Below are 18016 nucleotides of genomic sequence, written 5' to 3'. Positions count from 1 at the left end.
CGTGCTTGGATGGCTCCGACAGACCAACCTCACGAAAACTTCATCTTCCCTGAAGAAGTTCTGCCTCGCGGTAACGCTCTGTAATCTGGGCGAAATATCAAAAATTCCAACATTTTAAAAGGGTAAGATAAAGCAGTTTAGGCTTTACCCTTAATGCTTAAAAAGCTCCTGCCTGGTGGCGGGAGCTTTTTGTTTCCAGGATTCGATCGAATTAGCGCCCTAAAAAAAGTTGATTTTGTACAAAAACAAACTCTGCCTGCAGCTAGAACAACTCGTGTCTCTATATCTGGTGAACTCTCCATCTGGCTAGAAATCGATCGGCCTTTCCCCGCAGCCTCAGTTGCCATGCACCTGATAGCCGCACAGCGCGGATTCTGAAGAACATATCCGCAAATGGCTGAAACAGCGATCGCCCGCTTGCTGTAGAGATCGATCAAAGAGCTTGCAGCAGCAGTAATTTCCGCCGATCTTGCAAAATTCTCAATTTGCCTCCCCCACTTCTAATTTCTTGTGTTATTCTGATAATTGTGACTACTGGAATGATACTCAGAACGCAAGTTCTTTCGGTAACGCTGGCAATGGCTAGCGCACAAATCATCACCTTAAATCTTGTATTTAGGTGATGTGCGTTCCAATATTAAGCCATTTAGCTAAACCTGGAGGTGATGCCCATGATAGAAAGTAGTAAACGCATGGGTCATCAGATTGGAAACTACCGGCTGTGCGCCGGGGCCGCTCACTAGCAGTCAGCCGTCGTCTCCAACGGGAAACGACTTCCACGGGGAACCAGGCTGAGCTAGGGATTCTCCCGGCAGTCAGGTTCTAATCTGAAGACCCGCTAGACCGCTCTCACCTCAAATAGTGTTAAATCTTGAGTAGGAAAACTTGAGACTAAACGCTATTGGTGAGAGCGGATAGTTTTTGGTCCGGGTTTCTACAGGTGGGCAGTTAATCTGCCATTGCTAATCCCAAAGAAAAAAATTATGGCTGAGCTACTTAACAATACTGAAATTCAAGAGCGCGCCAGTCAATTGTCAGGCTGGACGGTTGAAGGCAAACAACTGCGCTCTACCCGTGTATTTAAAGATTTTATAGAAGCGATCGCCTTTGTAAATAAGTTGGTCGCCCCCTCAGAAGCCGCAGCACATCACCCCGATATAGAAATTTCCTATAATAAAGTTACACTTAACTTGACAACTCACGATGCCGGAGGCTTAACTGAGAAAGACTTTGCGCTAGCCCAAGAGATTTCTACGCTAGATTAAAAGAGTGTCCGTTGGCGCAACAACAGGCCCCGCTCGCGGAAAGCTGGCCAATAAAAAATCGACTGGGGGTGAGAATCGGGTGCTAAAAAGTCGAGAGGCCAAACGTTCAATGTATAAAAGGCTATTCCCCATCATCCGACCATGATCGTATTTGAAAAGCCAGAGTTCAAGAACGAGTCTGCTGCGGCAGAAAAAACCCATCTGATAGAAAAGCTTTTAGATATTGGCGCGGCTCTGTCGAGCGCCCAAGATTTGGGCGACTTGTTAAACTTAATTTTATCCAAAAGTAGAGAAATCACCTACAGCGATGCTGGCAGTGTTTACTTAGTAGATCACAGCGACGAAACACCTAAGCTGCTGTTCAAGGTAGCGCAAAACGGTTCTAAACCAAGCCTGTCGTTTAAGGAGTTTGCTCTGCCACTGACAGACAAAAGCTTGGCGGGATACGTGGCAATTACAGGTCAAAGTTTGAACCTGTCTGATGCCTACGACTTACCCCCCGGCGTACCCTACCGGCTAGATACCAGTTTTGACAGGGATATTAATTACCGCACTTGCTCGGTAATGGTACTGCCGATGCAAAACCGACAGGGGGAGACAATAGGTGTACTGCAACTGATCAACCGCAAAACAAAGGCAGATACGGTGCTGACAGCAGACAATGCCTGGGAAGCGACGCAGCAGTATTCGGAGTGGGAAGAAAGGATAGTTCGATCGCTCGCTTCTCAAGCAGCCATCTCGATCGAGCGCAATCAACTTCAAGACAGCATAGAACATTTGTTCGAGGGCTTCGTCAAAGCCTCGGTGCAAGTCATAGAAGCCAGAGACCCCTGTACCTACGGCCATTCAGAACGAGTAGCAGCCCTGACAGTACGCCTTTCAGAAGAAGTAAACACCGTCAGCAGCGGAGGACTGCGCTCTATTTACTTTAACAACCGCCAAATTCAAGAACTTCGCTACGCCGCCCTGCTGCACGATTTTGGCAAAATTGGAGTGCCCGAAGCAGTTTTGACCAAACAGAAAAAGCTCTACCCCGCACAGCTAGAAATCATTCGCCACCGCTTTGGCTTAGCTCAACGGACGATGGAAATGGAATGCGTCCAGTCTAAATATAAATACTTGCTGGAGCATTCAGCCTACCGAAAACACCCAAGCCAGGAGCCAGAGTGCGCTCAATGCCAGGAAATCGAACAGCTAGACACTAAGCTAGCAGAGGCGAAAACCCGATTAGCAGAATACTGGGAAGTGCTGCTAGAGGCAAACGAGCCTCACATTTTGGCAGCAGAACCCCTAGCTCAACTGCGAGAGATTGCTCGACAAACTTACAGAGATATAGATGGGGCAAGGAAACCCCTGCTGAACCCAGACGAGATATTGCAATTGATGGTGTCAAGGGGCAACCTGACGCCGGAAGAACGATCGTCAATAGAATTTCACGTAACTCACACTTACGAGTTTCTGAAACAAATTCCTTGGACAAAGGATTTAAAAAATATTCCAGACATTGCCTACGGACATCACGAAAAACTCGATGGCACAGGCTATCCGCGAGGTTTAAACAAGTCAGAAATTCCAATTCAAGCGCAATTGATGACGATCGCCGATATTTACGATGCCCTGACAGCAGGCGATCGCCCCTACAAGCGAGCTCTGCGAACAGAGGCAGCGATGAAAATTTTGCGGCAAGAAGCAGCTCACAATAAAATCAACGCCGATTTGTTGGAACTATTCGATCACCGCCAAGTCTTTAGCGTTCTAGGACACAGCTTGGATGTTAAAGTCGAATCAGCCTAGACGAGTCGGGCGTGCTGTGCTAAAAAGTAAAGAGGCGATCGGGCGCTATCTAGTGTCAGCAGTCAAATCAATCCACAGCCCAAGCCTGGTATGGTTTTGACGCCGTTGAGTACAGGTAAAAAAACAGGCTCTGTGCAGCCGTCAGTCACATCTATATACTCGGTCAGCCCGAAAGAATCAAAAGAAAAAGTGAATTTTAGGTCTCTTTTTAGAGTATGCTAGTTGAGCAACGACTGACCACATAGAAGACTAAAAAAGTTTCTCTGTAATCGGTGTGAGGATGAGAGTGAATATGTCGAAATTTTTGTGGAGTTACTTACTAATCAGCCCAGCAGTCTTAGGAGCTACCCTAGTAGTTTCTTCGAGCGCGATGGCAGCAGACGCTCAGCAGGCTGCTGATGCGCTCAATCCCGCTGCCGCCAAAGCTGAAACCGCTGAAACCTCCGAAGCGAAACTAAATGCTTTAGCTGCTGTTTCCGAAACAACTGCAGCCTCCGAGCCAGTAGAAGAAATTTCCCAAGTCGCTGGCAGCGAAACCCAGGCAGCGATGGCAGATGTGGCCACGCCTGCAACTGAAAGTGCGCTCGTCGGATCCAACACAGCCCCTGCTGAGGAAGATCCCCAAGCGGCATCACAACCTACAAGTGAATCTTTAGCCGCAGCCCGGCCAGCAGTCGCTCAACCAGTAGAAAATTCGGCCCCGGCAGCCCAACTAGAAATTCCAGCCCCAGCAGCTACCGCTCTCCCAGAGCAAATCGGTGCAGTTCAATTAGAAACTCCAGCCCCGGCAGTGGCAGAGTCGGCAGAACCAAGTTTGCCAAAACCGGCTGAATCTTTAGCCCAAACTGCAGCACCACAAGAGCAAAACCCAGCCGCCACATTAGAACAGCTCAACCAGTACACCACCGAAGGTGCTGCCGGCAGCGAAACTGAAGGTCAAGTTACCTCAGTATCTCAACTTTCCGACGTGCGGCCCACAGACTGGGCTTTCCAAGCACTCCAATCCCTAGTCGAGCGCTACGGCTGTATTGCCGGTTATCCCGACGGCACATTCCGCGGCAACCGGGCAATGACCCGCTACGAATTCGCAGCCGGTTTAAATGCTTGCTTAGACAAGGTGAGCGAGCTCATTAGAGCAGGCAGTGGCAACTTCGCTACGAGAGATGACTTGGCAGCCCTCCAACGGCTCCAAGAAGAATTTGCAGCGGAACTGGCAACCCTGCGCGGCCGCGTCGATGCTTTGGAAGCTCGGACAGCCGAACTCGAAGCCAACCAATTCTCAACTACTACCAAGCTGACCGGGGAAGCAATTTTTGCCCTCACCGACGACTTTAGGGACTTTAGTGCCTTGACTGGCGGTGTTAACGTTCTGGGCTCAAAGCGCAGAAGAGGCAGCAACAACAACGAAGCTGTCTTCCAACAGCGGGTACGTCTGAATTTAAACACTAGCTTCACCGGCAGAGACTTGCTGCTGACGAGGCTTCAGGTAGGCAACGGTCAACCCTTGAACTTAGGGTTGACCAGCGAAGGCACTCAAACTTGGAATGTCGTCGGCAGAACCGACAACGTTGTTGCCCTCGACACCTTGCTATACAAGTTCCCCGTCGGTCAGCGACTGAACGTTAGCCTGATAGCCAACGCTGGCGTTTGGGACGACATTATGCCGACTGTCAACCCTTACTTTGAAGACTTTGACGGCGGTAACGGGTCATTGAGCGCCTTTGGACAGCGGAACCCGATTTATCGCTTGGGCGGTGGCTCAGGTATCGGCTTTGACTACGCCTTCGGCGGCAGGGGCTTGCTGGGTGGCGTGTTCGGCCCGACTTCTCTGTCCTTCGGTTATTTGGCGTCAAATGCAGCCAATCCTAGCAAGGGTGCAGGCTTGACGAATGGCGACTACGCGGCGATGGGTCAGTTGACTTTTACCCCCGGACGCAACTTGCAAGTTGCTTTCAACTACAACCACGGTTACTTTGGCAGGGGTAACTTTGGGTTTGACAACGGTTCCGGGGCCAGCGTCCCCGGCGGTTTCACCGGTACCAACGAGGCTAATTCTCTCGGCTTTTTGAGTGACGGCTTTACCTACGAGGATGGCACCTCCTTCCGCGCTCGCAAAGTGGTCAGCAACTCCTACGGTGCTCAGGCTTCGTTGCGGCTGAGCCCGAGGTTTATCATTGGCGGCTGGGCTGGTTTAACCCATGCTCGCATTCTCGGCATCGGCGATGCGAAAATTTGGAATTACGCTGTCACCTTGGCTTTGCCAGATTTCGGGAAAGAAGGCAACTTGCTAGGGTTCGTGGTAGGTCGCGAGCCTTACTTGGATAAACTTAAGGTTCCGAGCGATTTGCGGGGCTTCACAAATGACCAGTCGTGGCACTTTGAAGGGTTCTACAAATTCAAGCTCTCGGACAACATTTCTGTTACTCCGGGCGTGATTTGGGTGACGAATCCCGATCAAAATCGCCGTAATGATGACACCATCATTGGTACCCTGAGAACTACTTTCACGTTCTAAGAGCGGGTTAGAGGAGGCAGGGGGGTCATATCCTCTCTGTCTGCTAATAACTCTAAACTTTGAAATTAGCCCTGCCAAAGGCAGGGCTTTTCTGTGTGGCGGACAAATGCAGCTCATCTTATTTAAAATCCCTTTTCCCCACCTTCCTCTTCCACCAGCACCCCAAGCCAAAAGCTAAACCAACACCTGCGATCGTAGTAGGTTCCGGCACAGTTTCCGACTCAGACTCGTACTCATAGGCGAGAGTAAGTGTTGAATCAGCCGCGACTGTACCCGCATAAGTTCCAGTTGCAGGCGTTCCTAAAACTTTAACAGTACCCATTGCCGCAATGCTAGCAGCAATTAAATCCCCCGCACACCCACTAAACATATTTAGAGACTGCGGCGAACTGTAACTCCTTGAAACTCGTACCATCGCACTCCCACCTCTAGCCCCTGCAGCCCCCGATTCAATACTCATTTCCGGCGGATTTGCAAACAAACTCAGAACCAAATTGGGGTCAGCTTTTAAACTCGGTAAATTCACAGCAATCTGAGCACTCGTTACCGCCGTACCAGTAAAATTGCTAGCAGGAACAATACTGATATCGCTGTTAACCGTTGACTGAACTGTAACATAAGCCTTTAACAGCGTCCCCAACAGCGAATTAAACTTAGGAAACACCCCATTCAGCGTACTATTAACTGGCTGCTGCTTCAAATTTACCGTATAAGTTTGCGTGAGAACAGCAGCTTGTACAGGAATTGCCAACTCATTGAAAGCCAAGCTAAGAACCCCATAAACAACCGCTATTCCTAACTTTTGATATCCATTCATTGCGACACACTCCTAAATAATCACTCTTCTTTCCAATCGGGAAAAGTGTCTGCCGCTTTCCGCTTTTTTTAAAGGCCAGACTGCAGGTAAAACTTAGAAAAATCGATAAACCTCGGCATATTTTCCACCACCAAATGAACAACAGCAGAGAACAGATAACCTAAAACCCAGACCGTATAAGCTATGCTAAAAGGAGCATAAGCAGCCAAAGTCCAGCAGTCTGAAGGTTCTTCCCAAATGTGTTCTCGCCGCAGCCAACGAGCGTAAAATTGAAAAGACCTCGATCGCAAATTGTTAAGCCCAGTCAAAGCAACCAGCAAATAATAGCCATCAAACTTATTCAAAGGGTTGAGATTAAAAACTACAGTCACCAGCGTTGCTACCATCAGCAAATAGCTAGCAAAATGCCATCCAGAGTTAGACTTAGAAAAAACCCAAACCCAAACCGAAAAAGCCCAGATAGCCACCTGCACCAACACGCCTGCTGCTACTACAAAAACGCGCTGCTTCCGCCTCACTAAACTGTACTGATCTGTAGTATCTGTATAGCATCCCGGTATCAAGCACAAAAACAACAGCCCCATTTCTGGGACAACACCGCCGTAGTGCTTCAAAGTAAAAGCGTGACCTAATTCGTGCAGACCAACTACTACCATAATCAGTAGCACAAATGTTACCAGAGTTGTAATTTCCCCAGTTGCCCAAACCTGTTGATTGGAAGCAGAAACCTCGTCAGCCAAAGCCAGCCATATAGCCAGAGAAGCACCGATCAAAACACACAGAAAAAAGCTCAATTGCCACGTCCAAATCCAGCGGAGTTTACCTGTGTGTTTGGTTAGCCAAGCATCGGGATTGAACAGGGGAATTTGGAAAGACAATAATTGCTGAATGTTGAATTTGTTTGGGGGTGGTTTTTGAGGTTGGGTTCCCTCTAACATTCCCGTTTCTGCTAGCATCCGCAGCAAGTATTGCAAATCCTCCAAAGTAATGTCATATTCCGATGCGATATCGCTGATTGGCTTCAAGCCCAACTTTTCCATTACCTCTTTGTCAGAATTGTCAACTTGCAAGCAAGTAACGCCTTCTGAATTGCGGAGTATCCAATAGCCGTCTGGGTGCGGTATCCACTGTACCGTTGATTTGAGTTTTGGGCCATAAAGAATCGTTGGAGAATCTTCACTCGGATTTTGAGATATAGATTTCTCCTCTTCCTTAGTTAAGTCGGGGCACAATTTTTCTTGACCTTCGATGCGTGCAAATTTTTCACGACTTTGCATGATGTTGGGAGTTATAAATTGTAGGCTGCACAGAAAAACATTGGCAATGTCAGCAATTTGTATCTTGCTATACAGAAAGGTTGCAATTTCAGTCCTGGACGCATGGGGGTCGAGAAACCGGGTTTTTTACCGAATCTGCCGTCTACAATGCGTCTTTTCGTAAAAAACCCGGTTTCTCAACACTCGCGCAATTCCTGTATTAATTAATACAATAAATTCCCTAATGTTTACAAGTTGCGATCGCTGCATGATTTACATGGTAGTGTTTAATTAGCTAATTTGCAAATCTACGTAGTTAATTAATATACTCAATTAACTGCCTGGGTTTTCCAGGTCACTACTAAACGGGGGCTTAAGTGTATGGGTTGGCATTCAAAAGGCTTTCAAGTCCGCAAGAATAAAGGGGTTGAGAATTCTCCCCCAAAAACTCGCCGCCCGCGAAAGACATTCATCCTGGAACGAATTATCACCCCCAGCGCCCTAGTTCCCGGTGGTGTGGATGACCCTGACGCGCAGCACCAACTCCTCAACTCTCTATCGCTGCTCAGTTTTGACTTTTCCGACTGGGCCCAAAAATTTAATCACGCGACCAATTTACATTTATTTGCAGATAGCGGTGCGGGTACTTGCCCAACTTCCCCCACCCCCGATGGCGACTTGCCGCCGATTATTGACTTTGACCCATTGGGCTTGTACTCTCCACCAACACCGACACCAGGGCCTAACATTCAAGGGGCTTTTAATACGCTGCCACCCCCAATTATATTGCCCATAGATCCGCCTGGAAGCAATAATAAAGTACCTACTGATTTAGGTGGCGCTTACACATTTACAGCCAAAACAGCATCAGGTAATAACAATGCAGGTTCAGCGAACCAATACACCTTTAGCATTACTAATTCCGAACTCAATTCCACAGATTCAGACACCGTACTTGTGGGAGTTTCAGTAGCCTCAAAAGATAATCAAGGGTCACCTGAACTACCAGAAGTAGATAAACTCACACCAATTCTCACATCAACCGATACAAATAGTACCTATTCCCTATTTTCCATCAATCGTTCTGGCTTAAACCTGCTTAATATCAACAGCGCATCGAGTGGCGCGTACACTCTAAAACTGAACGTAGCAGGCGATATCAACAGCGACGGCCGAGTTGATACAACAGACAGACAACTCCTAAATAACGCTCTAGGCAGCACAGCAACAGACCCCAATTATACAATTAACCTAGACCTCAACCGCGATGGAATCATCAACTCAGTAGACCAAACTCTCCTCAACAACAACTTCGGCTTCATCACCAACAAACCACCAGTCACCTCCCCATTCTCAACCAACACCCATGCAGAATTGGAAACAATTATACCCTTAATCGGTAAAGCAACAGACCCCGAAAACGACCCCATCTCCTACAACACGCTCAACCCAATTAACGGTACTGTAAAATTCGATCCCATTACCAAAACAGCCACCTTCAAACCCACACCCGGATTCTCAGGCATCGCCAGCTTTGACTTCATAGCCAGCGACAGCTATAACAGTGGAATACCAGCAAAAGTAACAGTCAACGTCAGCGGATCCCCCCTACTTTCCTTAGACTTCGCCAATCGCAACCCTCAACTATATCCAGGAGACAACACAGAATTAGTTGTGCTCGGAGACTTCGCCGACCAAAAAGGCGTAGTGCTGCCAGATTCTTACTTAACATACACATCATTAAATCCCGGAGTAGCACCCATTGACCCCTTCGGAAAAGTCACAGGATTAGCCAACGGAACCTCAATTTTTACAGCCTCTCACAACAACATTCAAGCCGTGACTGCGGCACGAGTAGGCGAAATGCCAATTCCTGCCAACGATGACGAGTGGAATGCGCTACTAGCAGAGATTTACGGTTTGGATGTTTACCCGCAAGCGGTGACTTTAACAACAGGAGTAAAGCGCTCATTACTGGTAGGAATTTCCGGCCTTACTGACTCTCCAGACCTAAAATTTGGCTCTGTCGGCACTCGCTACTTCGTCAGCAACCCCAATGTATTGCAGGTGAATTCAGACGGCGTAATTACTGCTGTAGGTGAAGGAATTGCCAGCGTCACCGTCATTGACGGAGCAGCAGAAAAGGTGGTTCCAGTGCGGGTAAAAACGCCTTTGATGGACCCGGCGGTTTTGGGAGTTGATGGCGGAGTCGTGCAAGGCAGCGACGGCTCAGTAGTAATGGTAGCTCCTAGTGCCTTAACTCATGATACAACGGTTAACCTGACACCACTTAGCAGCGAGGGCTTGCCACTGCCATTCCCCGACAGCATGGAGTTTGCTGGGGGGTTCAATTTGGACTTGGGGAACACCCCCTTGAATATACCCGTCCAGTTGGCAATTCCCGCCCCAGTTGGCGTACCAGTCGGCACCGAAGTTTTATTTATGCGGAAGGGGTCGCTGCCAGGTGAAGCTGATAGCTGGAACCAAACTTGGCTGATACAGGAATCAGGGGTAGTGGGTGCAGACGGAATGATCCGCACCACTTCGCCACCTTTTCCAGGCGTGACACAAAGCGGTACTTATACTATTGGGTTATTGCCCGCAGGAATGCCATCAGTTAGTTCAATTGTGAACGCGAGTACAGAGGAAAATGCTGGACTCATCAACCTTTCGACTAACCTCTACTTTGAGAATAGCTATTTAGGAGCGCAAACGGGTGGAATTGGTGCAGTCTCTGCCACAGAGAATCAATTCGAGGCGACAACCTCACTATTAGCTTACTTGGCGCAATCTTCAAACAAGCCGCTGGAAATGATCGGAATTCCCAAAGTTGGGGAACCCGTTATTACAACAGCTCAGGTAGAACTGAATACAGAAGGAGTTCCTACAGTCTCGGCAGTTCTCTCTGGACCTGACACTGGGTTAGCAGTTCCCCTTGAACCGCCGTCGCTGGAGTCAGCCGAACTAGAGTTCTCGAACAGCGAACCTGTGGTGTTCTTGACAGGTAGCAATTTCCTAAATGGTCTCAACGGCAATCTGGGCGATAGTTTCGGGGATTTGAAGGTTGACTTCTCAGTGGGAGGTAAGAGTTACTCTGGCACTGTCATGCCAGAACTCAGCAGCTCACTCGGAGACAACCGCTATAAGGTGGCGGTCAAAGCTCCTATCAGCGTACCTCTGGGCGAGTCGGAAATTACACTGTCGCGGCCGCAGAATGAGCGTTTTGGCCCTGGGCAGCTTGATTCTGATGTGGTCAAGCGTTCGAGTTTTGAAGACCTCCAGTTAGAACCTGTATTTTCTGATTTGGTGTTGGTGGCACAGCGGTCTAGTGACAAAATTAGGGTAATTGACGCTCTCAGTTCAGTTTCGACTCCGCCGAGCCCGCAACAGCAGCCTCCCAAGGATTTGTCGGTGGGAATGCCAAGCGTGACAGACCGTCCCGGACAGCTAGCTGTCACCAGTAATGCGACTCGCGCCTATGTACCTTTGGAGAGGTCGGGGCGGGTGGCAATGGTTGATTTGCTGGCGCGGCGGGAGGTGGATGCTGATGCTTCTACGACGGCTGTCGATGATATTAATTTGCCAAATGGTGCATCCCCTGGGGCGATATCTATTGACCCTTGGGATAATTATGCCTACATCGCGGACTCGGGGCGGGGCAGCATCTATGTTCTGGATGTCAATCCAGACTCGGCAAGCTATAACCAGGTTGTCCAGACTCTCTCAGTTAATGCGAAGTCAGGACTGCGCCAGATTGCGATTAGCAGTGACGGGCGCAAGCTGTTTGCTACTGCGGCAGATGGTTATATTTACGCTGTGAATATCGACCCAGAAGACAAACCTAGCGAACCGAATTCTAACCCTCGTAAGTGGCGCGAACAGATTGGAAAAGTATTGACTCCTACAGGGGCTTGGGGGTTGGCTGCAACTCCTGACCCGCTCAAAATGGTTTTTACCAATGGTAACCCGAACACAGACGGAAGCGGTTTTGGGGTGCTGACGGTGAGTGATGACCCGATCAATTTGGCTCCTACAACTCGCTACACGAATTTAACGCTTTCGGCACAAACCAATGAGGGCAATGTCTTTGAGGTGAATGAGGGAGTGGCTGTAACGGTGACGAAGGACGGGCGGTATGCGTTTGTGGCGGGTCGTAACTTCAGGGGAAATACGGGAAGTTATCCGCTGGCGGGGGGGAATATTGGCATTATTAAAGATCCCCTGGGGCCTAATCCCAAATTAGTTGCCGCGACTCAACCGGTGCCGGGGAGTTTAACTAATAATGTGGCTCTTTCTAGTGATGGGAAGTATCTAATTGGTTCTTATCCTACTCTGGGTGGTGGTGGAAATGCTTACGTCTTTGATGTGGAGGAAATTATTAAGACTGTTGAAAATCCTGCTTATGCTTTGACAACGCAGGGTGTTGAGAAGTTTAATCCGAATATAATACCAAAAGGTGCTATTCCGGCTGTGATTGCGATCGGTGGTAATCCTTTGGGTGTGGCTGCTACTAAAATTGATATTGCCCCTGCGGCCATTCGCTACAATAACGATAAAGGTTACAGCGCGGCTGGTATTAAGTTGATTCAACAGGTAGTAGGTGCAGGTCAGACGGGAATTTTTGGAGCAGACACTGTGAAAAAGATCGTTGACTGGCAATCCACTCACGGTCTTAAGCGCGATGGTAAGGTAGACTCCAAAACCCTCTGGTCAATTATTACTGAACTACGCATGAGAAATCAGCTCTTGGATGCGTTGCTACTCACGGCGCTATTCACTGCGAAAGTAAAAACCCATCAATATCTCACAGATAGTGGAAAAACGATAACAATTGGATATGGATCTTCTGGATCTTCGCGTCGCATGTCTAGTGGTTTTAACGAAAAAACTTTTCTTGAAAGCGTTAAGATGTCTGACAAGGTGAAAAAACTTTCTGATATCACCACCGAATATGATTGCCACGGCTTTACATTTTTAGCAGGGGCAGAATGGATTAATAATGGTGAAGTAGAAAAAATCCTCAAAGACAATGGGTATTCCGTCGCGCAGAATCCATCTGTGGGTGATGTGGTAATTTATCGGGACAACCAAGGGCTAATTCAACACTCAGGAATTGTGGCAGCCGTTTCTGGGAATACAGTAACAAGGGTTATTAGTAAATGGTCAGTCTATGGGCTTTACGAGCATAACTTAAAGGATGTACCAGCCTCCTATGGGCAAAAAACTACGGTTTACAAAAGCAATCGAACTTCTGGTAATTTCCCCAAAGGTCTGGGTGCAGGGCGTCCCGGAAATCATCTCTTGCGCCTACGCTAATAGTATCTTGCTAGAATACCTCTTCTGAGTGAGAGGGAAAATACGTCTGACGCTCAAATAAAACTACTGATGAAAATTCATGAGCAGATGAAAAGATTACAGCAACTTCTCGATAGCTATCCTTTTCAATTTGCACTCACTTTTTGTGTATCTTTGACTCTTTTTTTGATAGGATGCAGTGTACTGAGTCCTCTTCAACAACAGACACAAGCACAGCGACAAGCACTACAAACAACGACTTATCTTACCTTTGCTGATGGGTGTGTAAATAAGACTAATTTGAGTTCGTCTACTAGGCATACTATTGAACTGTTGTTGCGGAAAGTTGAGACAACAGACTGCGCCCAAGCTAACAAGAAGCTTTCTAGTCGCACTGAACTTAGCATTGAGGGCGAGGGAATAACTGACATCAGTCCTCTTTCATCTTTAACGAACTTAAAAAATCTAAGTCTCAGTGTTAATGAGATTTCTGATATTAGCCCGCTCAGCTCACTGACCAATCTAACTATTCTTAATTTAGACCGGAACAACAAAATTTCTGATATCGCTCCGTTAAAACATCTGACTAATTTAAAAGAGTTAGCCCTTTTTGGCAATAAAATTTCAGACCTTGCACCCTTGAAGGATTTAACAAAGCTAACTGTATTGGCTCTCACCTCTAATCAAATTAAATCTCTCAATAATTTGAATAATTTGAATAATTTGACTAAACTGAGCCTAACCGATAATCAAATCTCGAACGTCAATCCCTTAAAATCTTTAACAAATCTAAAAGACCTCTCGCTAGGGATAAATAAAATTTCTGATGTTAGTCCCCTGAAATCTCTAACTAATCTAAATACCTTGTTTATTAATAGAAATCAAATATCAGACATTAGTCCCCTGCAATTTCTGACTAACCTAACTACACTGTATATCTCCGAGAATCAAATATCAGACATTAGTTCGTTGAGATTTATGACCAAGTTAACTGAAGTCGATCTGGGTCATAATAAAATCTTTGATATTAGTATGTTATATGGGATTAATTTAACGTATCTCCAACTCACTAACAATCAAATTGAAGAGGTGAGTTCGTTAAAGTTTCTGACGACCTTAACGGTACTTTCCCTCGCTGATAATCAGATTTCCGACATTAGTCCGCTGAAATCTCTGACTAAACTGACTGAACTCTACCTTAGCGAAAATCAAATCTCTGACGTGAGCGCATTGAAATCTTTAACCAGCTTAACAATGCTCGACCTCGCTAACAATCGAATTTCGGACATTAGTATGTTGAAGCCTTTAACTAACGTCCGGCAACTATACCTTGAAGGAAATCCGCTGAGGAATAAAAAGTGCCCATTGCAGTTTTATAGGTGTGAATATTAATAAATCAAACGATTGTAACAACGATTTCACTTTTATTAAAAACTTAAATCACAGGAGCGAGAGCAAATGAAAAGAGTACAGAAACTTCTATGTATGTATTATTTTAAAGTCACATTCACCTTTTGTGTAGCTTTAATTATTATTGTAAGTGGATGCAATTCAATTATACATTTTAAACAGATACAATCACAGCTACAAACACAGCCCAAAGTACAAGCAAGCAGTTACCGCACTTTTGCTGATTGGTGTGTAAATAAAACCAATCTCACTCTCTCTACTAGGCATACTATTGAACTGTTGTTGCGGGATGTTGAGACAACCGACTGCGCCCAAGCTAACAAGAAGCTTTCTAGTCGCACTGAACTTAGCATCGAGGGTTCTCAACTGGTTGACCTCAGTCCATTTTCATCCTTTAAAATTTTGAGGAAGTTAACCCTTAGTGTTAATAATATTTCTGACATCAGTCCGCTAAGTTCTCTGACTAATCTTACTGTACTTAAGTTAGATAGGAATCATACAATTTCTGATATCACTCCGTTAAAACATCTAACTAATTTAACAGAGTTAGCCCTTTTTGGCAATCAAATTTCAGACATTGCACCCTTGAAGGATTTAACGAAGCTAACTGTATTGGAGCTCAGATATAATCAAATTAAATCTCTCAATAATTTGAATAATTTGAATAATTTGACTAAACTGAGCCTAACCGGTAATCAAGTCTCGAATGTTAATCCCTTAAAATCTTTAACACATCTAACATACCTCTCGCTAGATGCCAACAAAATCTTTGATATTAATCCTTTAAAATTTCTCAATAAATTAAGAAAATTATACTTGCAGAAAAATCAAATATCAGACATTAGTCCCCTGAAATCTCTAACTAATCTAAATACCTTGTTTATTAATACAAATCAAATATCAGACATTAGTCCCCTGCAATTTCTGACTAACCTAACTACACTGTATATCTTTGAAAATCAAATATCAGACATTAGTTCGTTGAGATTTATGACTAAGTTAAAAAAAGTCGATTTGGCTCATAATAAAATCTTTGATCTTAGTAGGTTATCTGGGATTAATTTAACGTCTCTAGAACTCACGAACAATCATATTTCCGATGTTAGATCGTTGAAATTTATGAAGAGTTTAACGGTACTTTCCCTCGCTGACAATCAGATTTCCGACATTAGTCCCCTGAAATCTCTGACTAAACTGACTGAACTCTACCTTAGCGAAAATCAAATCTCTGACGTGAGCGTATTAAAATCTTTAACCAGCTTAAGAAGGCTCGACCTTGCTAACAATCTAATTTCTGACATTAGTATGTTGAAAACTTTAATTTACATCTTGGAAGTCTACCTTGAAGGCAATCCGCTGACTAATAGAAATTGCCCCTGGGGATACGATTTTAGATGTCGATACGAATAATTAGAGGGCGGACTCCTTGGGATAATTATGCCTACATCGCAGACTCAGGGCGGAGGAGCATCAAAGCTCTGGATGTTAATCCTGACATAGCAACCGCGCCTAGCGCCGCCAAACGCCCAGCGCAACAAATTACAAGAATTTATGAAAGTCAGTAAACTCCAGTGGAGAACCGGGGTATAATCAAAGGTGAGGAGTGAGAATTTGGAACTCAAAATTGAGAATAATTCTAAAATCTGACTTCGGAGTTGATAATTCTGGAACTTTCAAGTGCAATTATGGTGGAACTATCGTGTAAAAGCGAATATGCAATCTTAGCTTTGCTGGAGCTTGCCGATTGCTACGAAGAAGGCGAGCCTCTGCAAATTCGCCAGATAGCGGCTCAGCAAAATATTCCCGATCGATATTTGGAACAGTTGCTGGCTACCATGAGACGCTGCGGGCTGATTCGCAGCCAGCGAGGAGCTAAGGGAGGTTATATCTTGGCCAGAGAACCCTGGAAAATTACACTCCTCGAAATTATCAACTGCCTCGAAGGCTCAGAGTTCGATCGAGCTGAAAAAGACTCGCCTGCTCAAACTGTAGAAAGTGCGGTGATTTGGGAAGTTTGGCAAGAAGCTCGATCGATTGCCAACTCAGTGTTGCAAAAATACACGCTACAGGATCTGTGCGAAAAGCGCAATGGCAGACGGCAGCTCGATATCATGTATTACATCTAGTTAAAATATTGCCAACTAGGAATTAAGATTTACTTTCAACCACAAACTGACAAAGATTATGCGTATTGCTGGCGACATTACAGAATTGGTAGGGCGGACGCCCCTGGTGCAACTCAACCGCATTCCCCAAGCCGAAGGCTGCGTGGCTCGGATTGTGGTCAAACTCGAAGGCATGAATCCGGCAGCATCGGTGAAAGACCGCATCGGTGTCAATATGGTCAATCAAGCAGAGGCCGAAGGTCTGATTAGTCCTGGCAAAACGGTTTTAGTAGAACCGACTTCTGGGAATACCGGAATTGCTCTGGCAATGGTGGCTGCGGCTAAGGGCTACCAGTTGATTTTGACCATGCCGGATACGATGAGCACGGAACGCCGATCGATGCTGCGAGCTTACGGGGCCCAACTAGAACTGACTCCCGGAATTGAGGGCATGAGCGGCTGCATCCGCCGCGCTCAAGAGATTGTGGACAAAACTCCCAATGCGTATATGTTGCAGCAGTTTCGGAATCCCGCGAACCCGCAGGTTCACCGTTCGACAACGGCTGAGGAAATTTGGGAAGATACAGACGGCGAGGTGGATTTCCTGATTTCGGGAGTCGGCACGGGCGGTACGATTACGGGTGTCGCAGAGGTGATTAAGTCGCGGAAACCCGAATTTAAGGCGATCGCCGTTGAGCCGGCTAATAGTCAGATACTGTCGGGCGGAAAGCCAGGGCCTCACAAAATTCAAGGTATCGGTGCTGGTTTTGTGCCGCCGGTGCTGAATGTGGATTCGATCGACGAAATTATAGTTGTTACCGATGACGATGCGATCGCCTATGGCCGTCGCTTGGCCAGAGAAGAAGGACTTTTGTCCGGTATTTCCAGCGGCGCGGCACTATGTGCGGCGGTGAAAGTCGGCCAGCGTCCCGAAAATGCAGGGAAATTGATTGTAATGATTCAGCCTAGCTTCGGCGAACGCTATCTCAGCACTCCCTTGTTCCAAGATCCAGAACTCAATCTGGCGATGGCCCTCAACTAGGTCAGCCTCCGACCCAAGCTGCAGAAACTGACAGCAGGGCGTACACTGTACGCCCTGCTTGGCTTGGCTTTTTAGCTTAAAGAATTGCGATAGATTGTAGCTGCCTCGATCGCGAGCGATGCTGAATTTGTCAAGGGGCTTTTTTTTGAACGAACCGCTTTCGGCGCGTTAGCTTCGTGGCCGGTAAGCGCTCTTGTCGGGAAGGAAAGAGCTAACAATTGCTGGGAGGAGGGCTATAGCGGTTCTCAAGCGTGGTGAGGTATGGGGGCTTTGTCCTATGCCCTATGCCCTATGCCCTATGCCCTATGCCCGCGAGAGCACCTCATGTTACCGAGAAAGGCTATATATGAGCCCCCAATGTCGATCGGCTTGCCACTTCAAAAGCATCAATCTTTTTCTAAAATAGATTGATGATAAGTTTAAAACTGACGTTTTCAACTTACACTTTTTGGCATTTATATCAGATAAATACCTAATAAATTAGCAAATAATGATATTTTTGTCAAGCTTTTTTTCA

At 46.4% G+C, this 18016-nt stretch carries 11 protein-coding genes; 9 read left to right on the top strand and 2 right to left on the bottom strand.

The features are described 5' to 3' along the window. Positions 1–153: 153 nt before the first annotated feature. The 4 genes from QUB12_RS26780 (at position 154) to QUB12_RS26765 (ending at position 5574) form a co-directional block, all read left to right on the top strand. Entirely contained in the window at positions 154–378 is a 225-nt protein-coding gene (locus QUB12_RS26780; RefSeq protein ID WP_333139026.1) for a hypothetical protein, read from the top strand. 605 nt (positions 379–983) lie between these two features. Beyond that, positions 984–1265, top strand: a complete 282-nt coding sequence (locus tag QUB12_RS26775) for a 4a-hydroxytetrahydrobiopterin dehydratase (RefSeq protein ID WP_333139028.1) — start codon at positions 984–986, stop codon at positions 1263–1265. A 141-nt stretch (positions 1266–1406) separates the two neighbouring features. Further along, entirely contained in the window at positions 1407–3059 is a 1653-nt protein-coding gene (locus tag QUB12_RS26770; RefSeq protein ID WP_333139030.1) for an HD domain-containing phosphohydrolase, read from the top strand. A gap of 292 nt (positions 3060–3351) precedes the next feature. Beyond that, positions 3352–5574: an iron uptake porin gene (locus QUB12_RS26765; RefSeq protein ID WP_333309205.1), complete on the top strand. Its 2223-nt coding sequence runs from the start codon at positions 3352–3354 to the stop codon at positions 5572–5574. Positions 5575–5692: 118 nt separating this feature from the next. Here QUB12_RS26765 and QUB12_RS26760 read toward each other — a convergent pair whose 3' ends face one another. Beyond that, positions 5693–6391 (bottom strand): PEP-CTERM sorting domain-containing protein, encoded by a 699-nt coding sequence (locus tag QUB12_RS26760; RefSeq protein WP_333139034.1) that lies wholly within the window; start codon positions 6389–6391, stop codon positions 5693–5695. A 68-nt stretch (positions 6392–6459) separates the two neighbouring features. Then, a complete protein-coding gene (locus tag QUB12_RS26755) occupies positions 6460–7668 on the bottom strand; it encodes a M50 family metallopeptidase (protein ID WP_333139036.1) in 1209 nt (402 codons plus the stop codon). A gap of 360 nt (positions 7669–8028) precedes the next feature. Here QUB12_RS26755 and QUB12_RS26750 point away from each other — a divergent pair, with 360 nt between their 5' ends. From QUB12_RS26750 to cysK, 5 genes are all read left to right on the top strand, one after another. Beyond that, a complete protein-coding gene (locus QUB12_RS26750) occupies positions 8029–12963 on the top strand; it encodes a dockerin type I domain-containing protein (RefSeq protein ID WP_333309203.1) in 4935 nt (1644 codons plus the stop codon). 87 nt (positions 12964–13050) lie between these two features. Then, entirely contained in the window at positions 13051–14334 is a 1284-nt protein-coding gene (locus tag QUB12_RS26745) for a leucine-rich repeat domain-containing protein (RefSeq protein WP_333309202.1), read from the top strand. A 93-nt stretch (positions 14335–14427) separates the two neighbouring features. Continuing rightward, positions 14428–15762 carry a leucine-rich repeat domain-containing protein gene (locus QUB12_RS26740; RefSeq protein WP_333300461.1) on the top strand — a complete coding sequence of 445 codons (1335 nt, stop codon included), beginning with the start codon at positions 14428–14430 and terminating at the stop codon, positions 15760–15762. Positions 15763–16037: 275 nt separating this feature from the next. Further along, a complete protein-coding gene (locus tag QUB12_RS26735) occupies positions 16038–16478 on the top strand; it encodes an Rrf2 family transcriptional regulator (protein WP_333044126.1) in 441 nt (146 codons plus the stop codon). A gap of 58 nt (positions 16479–16536) precedes the next feature. Then, a complete protein-coding gene (cysK, locus tag QUB12_RS26730; protein ID WP_333102231.1) occupies positions 16537–17499 on the top strand; it encodes a cysteine synthase A in 963 nt (320 codons plus the stop codon). Positions 17500–18016: the final 517 nt, after the last annotated feature.

Source organism: Microcoleus sp. B7-D4 (genome assembly GCF_036705125.1).
Taxonomy (GTDB): Bacteria; Cyanobacteriota; Cyanobacteriia; order Cyanobacteriales; family Microcoleaceae; genus Microcoleus.
The sequence above is the reverse complement of the archived record's forward strand: the minus strand, read 5'-3'. Positions and strand labels throughout refer to the sequence as shown.

What these genes read in the sequence shown, in the direction of transcription:
- QUB12_RS26780 (WP_333139026.1), top strand. Translation starts at nt 154, where the DNA reads ATGCTTAAAAAGCTCCTGCCTGGTGGCGGGAGCTTTTTGTTTCCAGGA.
- QUB12_RS26775 (WP_333139028.1), top strand. Translation starts at nt 984, where the DNA reads ATGGCTGAGCTACTTAACAATACTGAAATTCAAGAGCGCGCCAGTCAA.
- QUB12_RS26770 (WP_333139030.1), top strand. Translation starts at nt 1,407, where the DNA reads ATGATCGTATTTGAAAAGCCAGAGTTCAAGAACGAGTCTGCTGCGGCA.
- QUB12_RS26765 (WP_333309205.1), top strand. Translation starts at nt 3,352, where the DNA reads ATGTCGAAATTTTTGTGGAGTTACTTACTAATCAGCCCAGCAGTCTTA.
- QUB12_RS26760 (WP_333139034.1), bottom strand. Translation starts at nt 6,391, where the DNA reads ATGAATGGATATCAAAAGTTAGGAATAGCGGTTGTTTATGGGGTTCTT.
- QUB12_RS26755 (WP_333139036.1), bottom strand. Translation starts at nt 7,668, where the DNA reads ATGCAAAGTCGTGAAAAATTTGCACGCATCGAAGGTCAAGAAAAATTG.
- QUB12_RS26750 (WP_333309203.1), top strand. Translation starts at nt 8,029, where the DNA reads ATGGGTTGGCATTCAAAAGGCTTTCAAGTCCGCAAGAATAAAGGGGTT.
- QUB12_RS26745 (WP_333309202.1), top strand. Translation starts at nt 13,051, where the DNA reads ATGAAAAGATTACAGCAACTTCTCGATAGCTATCCTTTTCAATTTGCA.
- QUB12_RS26740 (WP_333300461.1), top strand. Translation starts at nt 14,428, where the DNA reads ATGTATTATTTTAAAGTCACATTCACCTTTTGTGTAGCTTTAATTATT.
- QUB12_RS26735 (WP_333044126.1), top strand. Translation starts at nt 16,038, where the DNA reads ATGGTGGAACTATCGTGTAAAAGCGAATATGCAATCTTAGCTTTGCTG.
- cysK (WP_333102231.1), top strand. Translation starts at nt 16,537, where the DNA reads ATGCGTATTGCTGGCGACATTACAGAATTGGTAGGGCGGACGCCCCTG.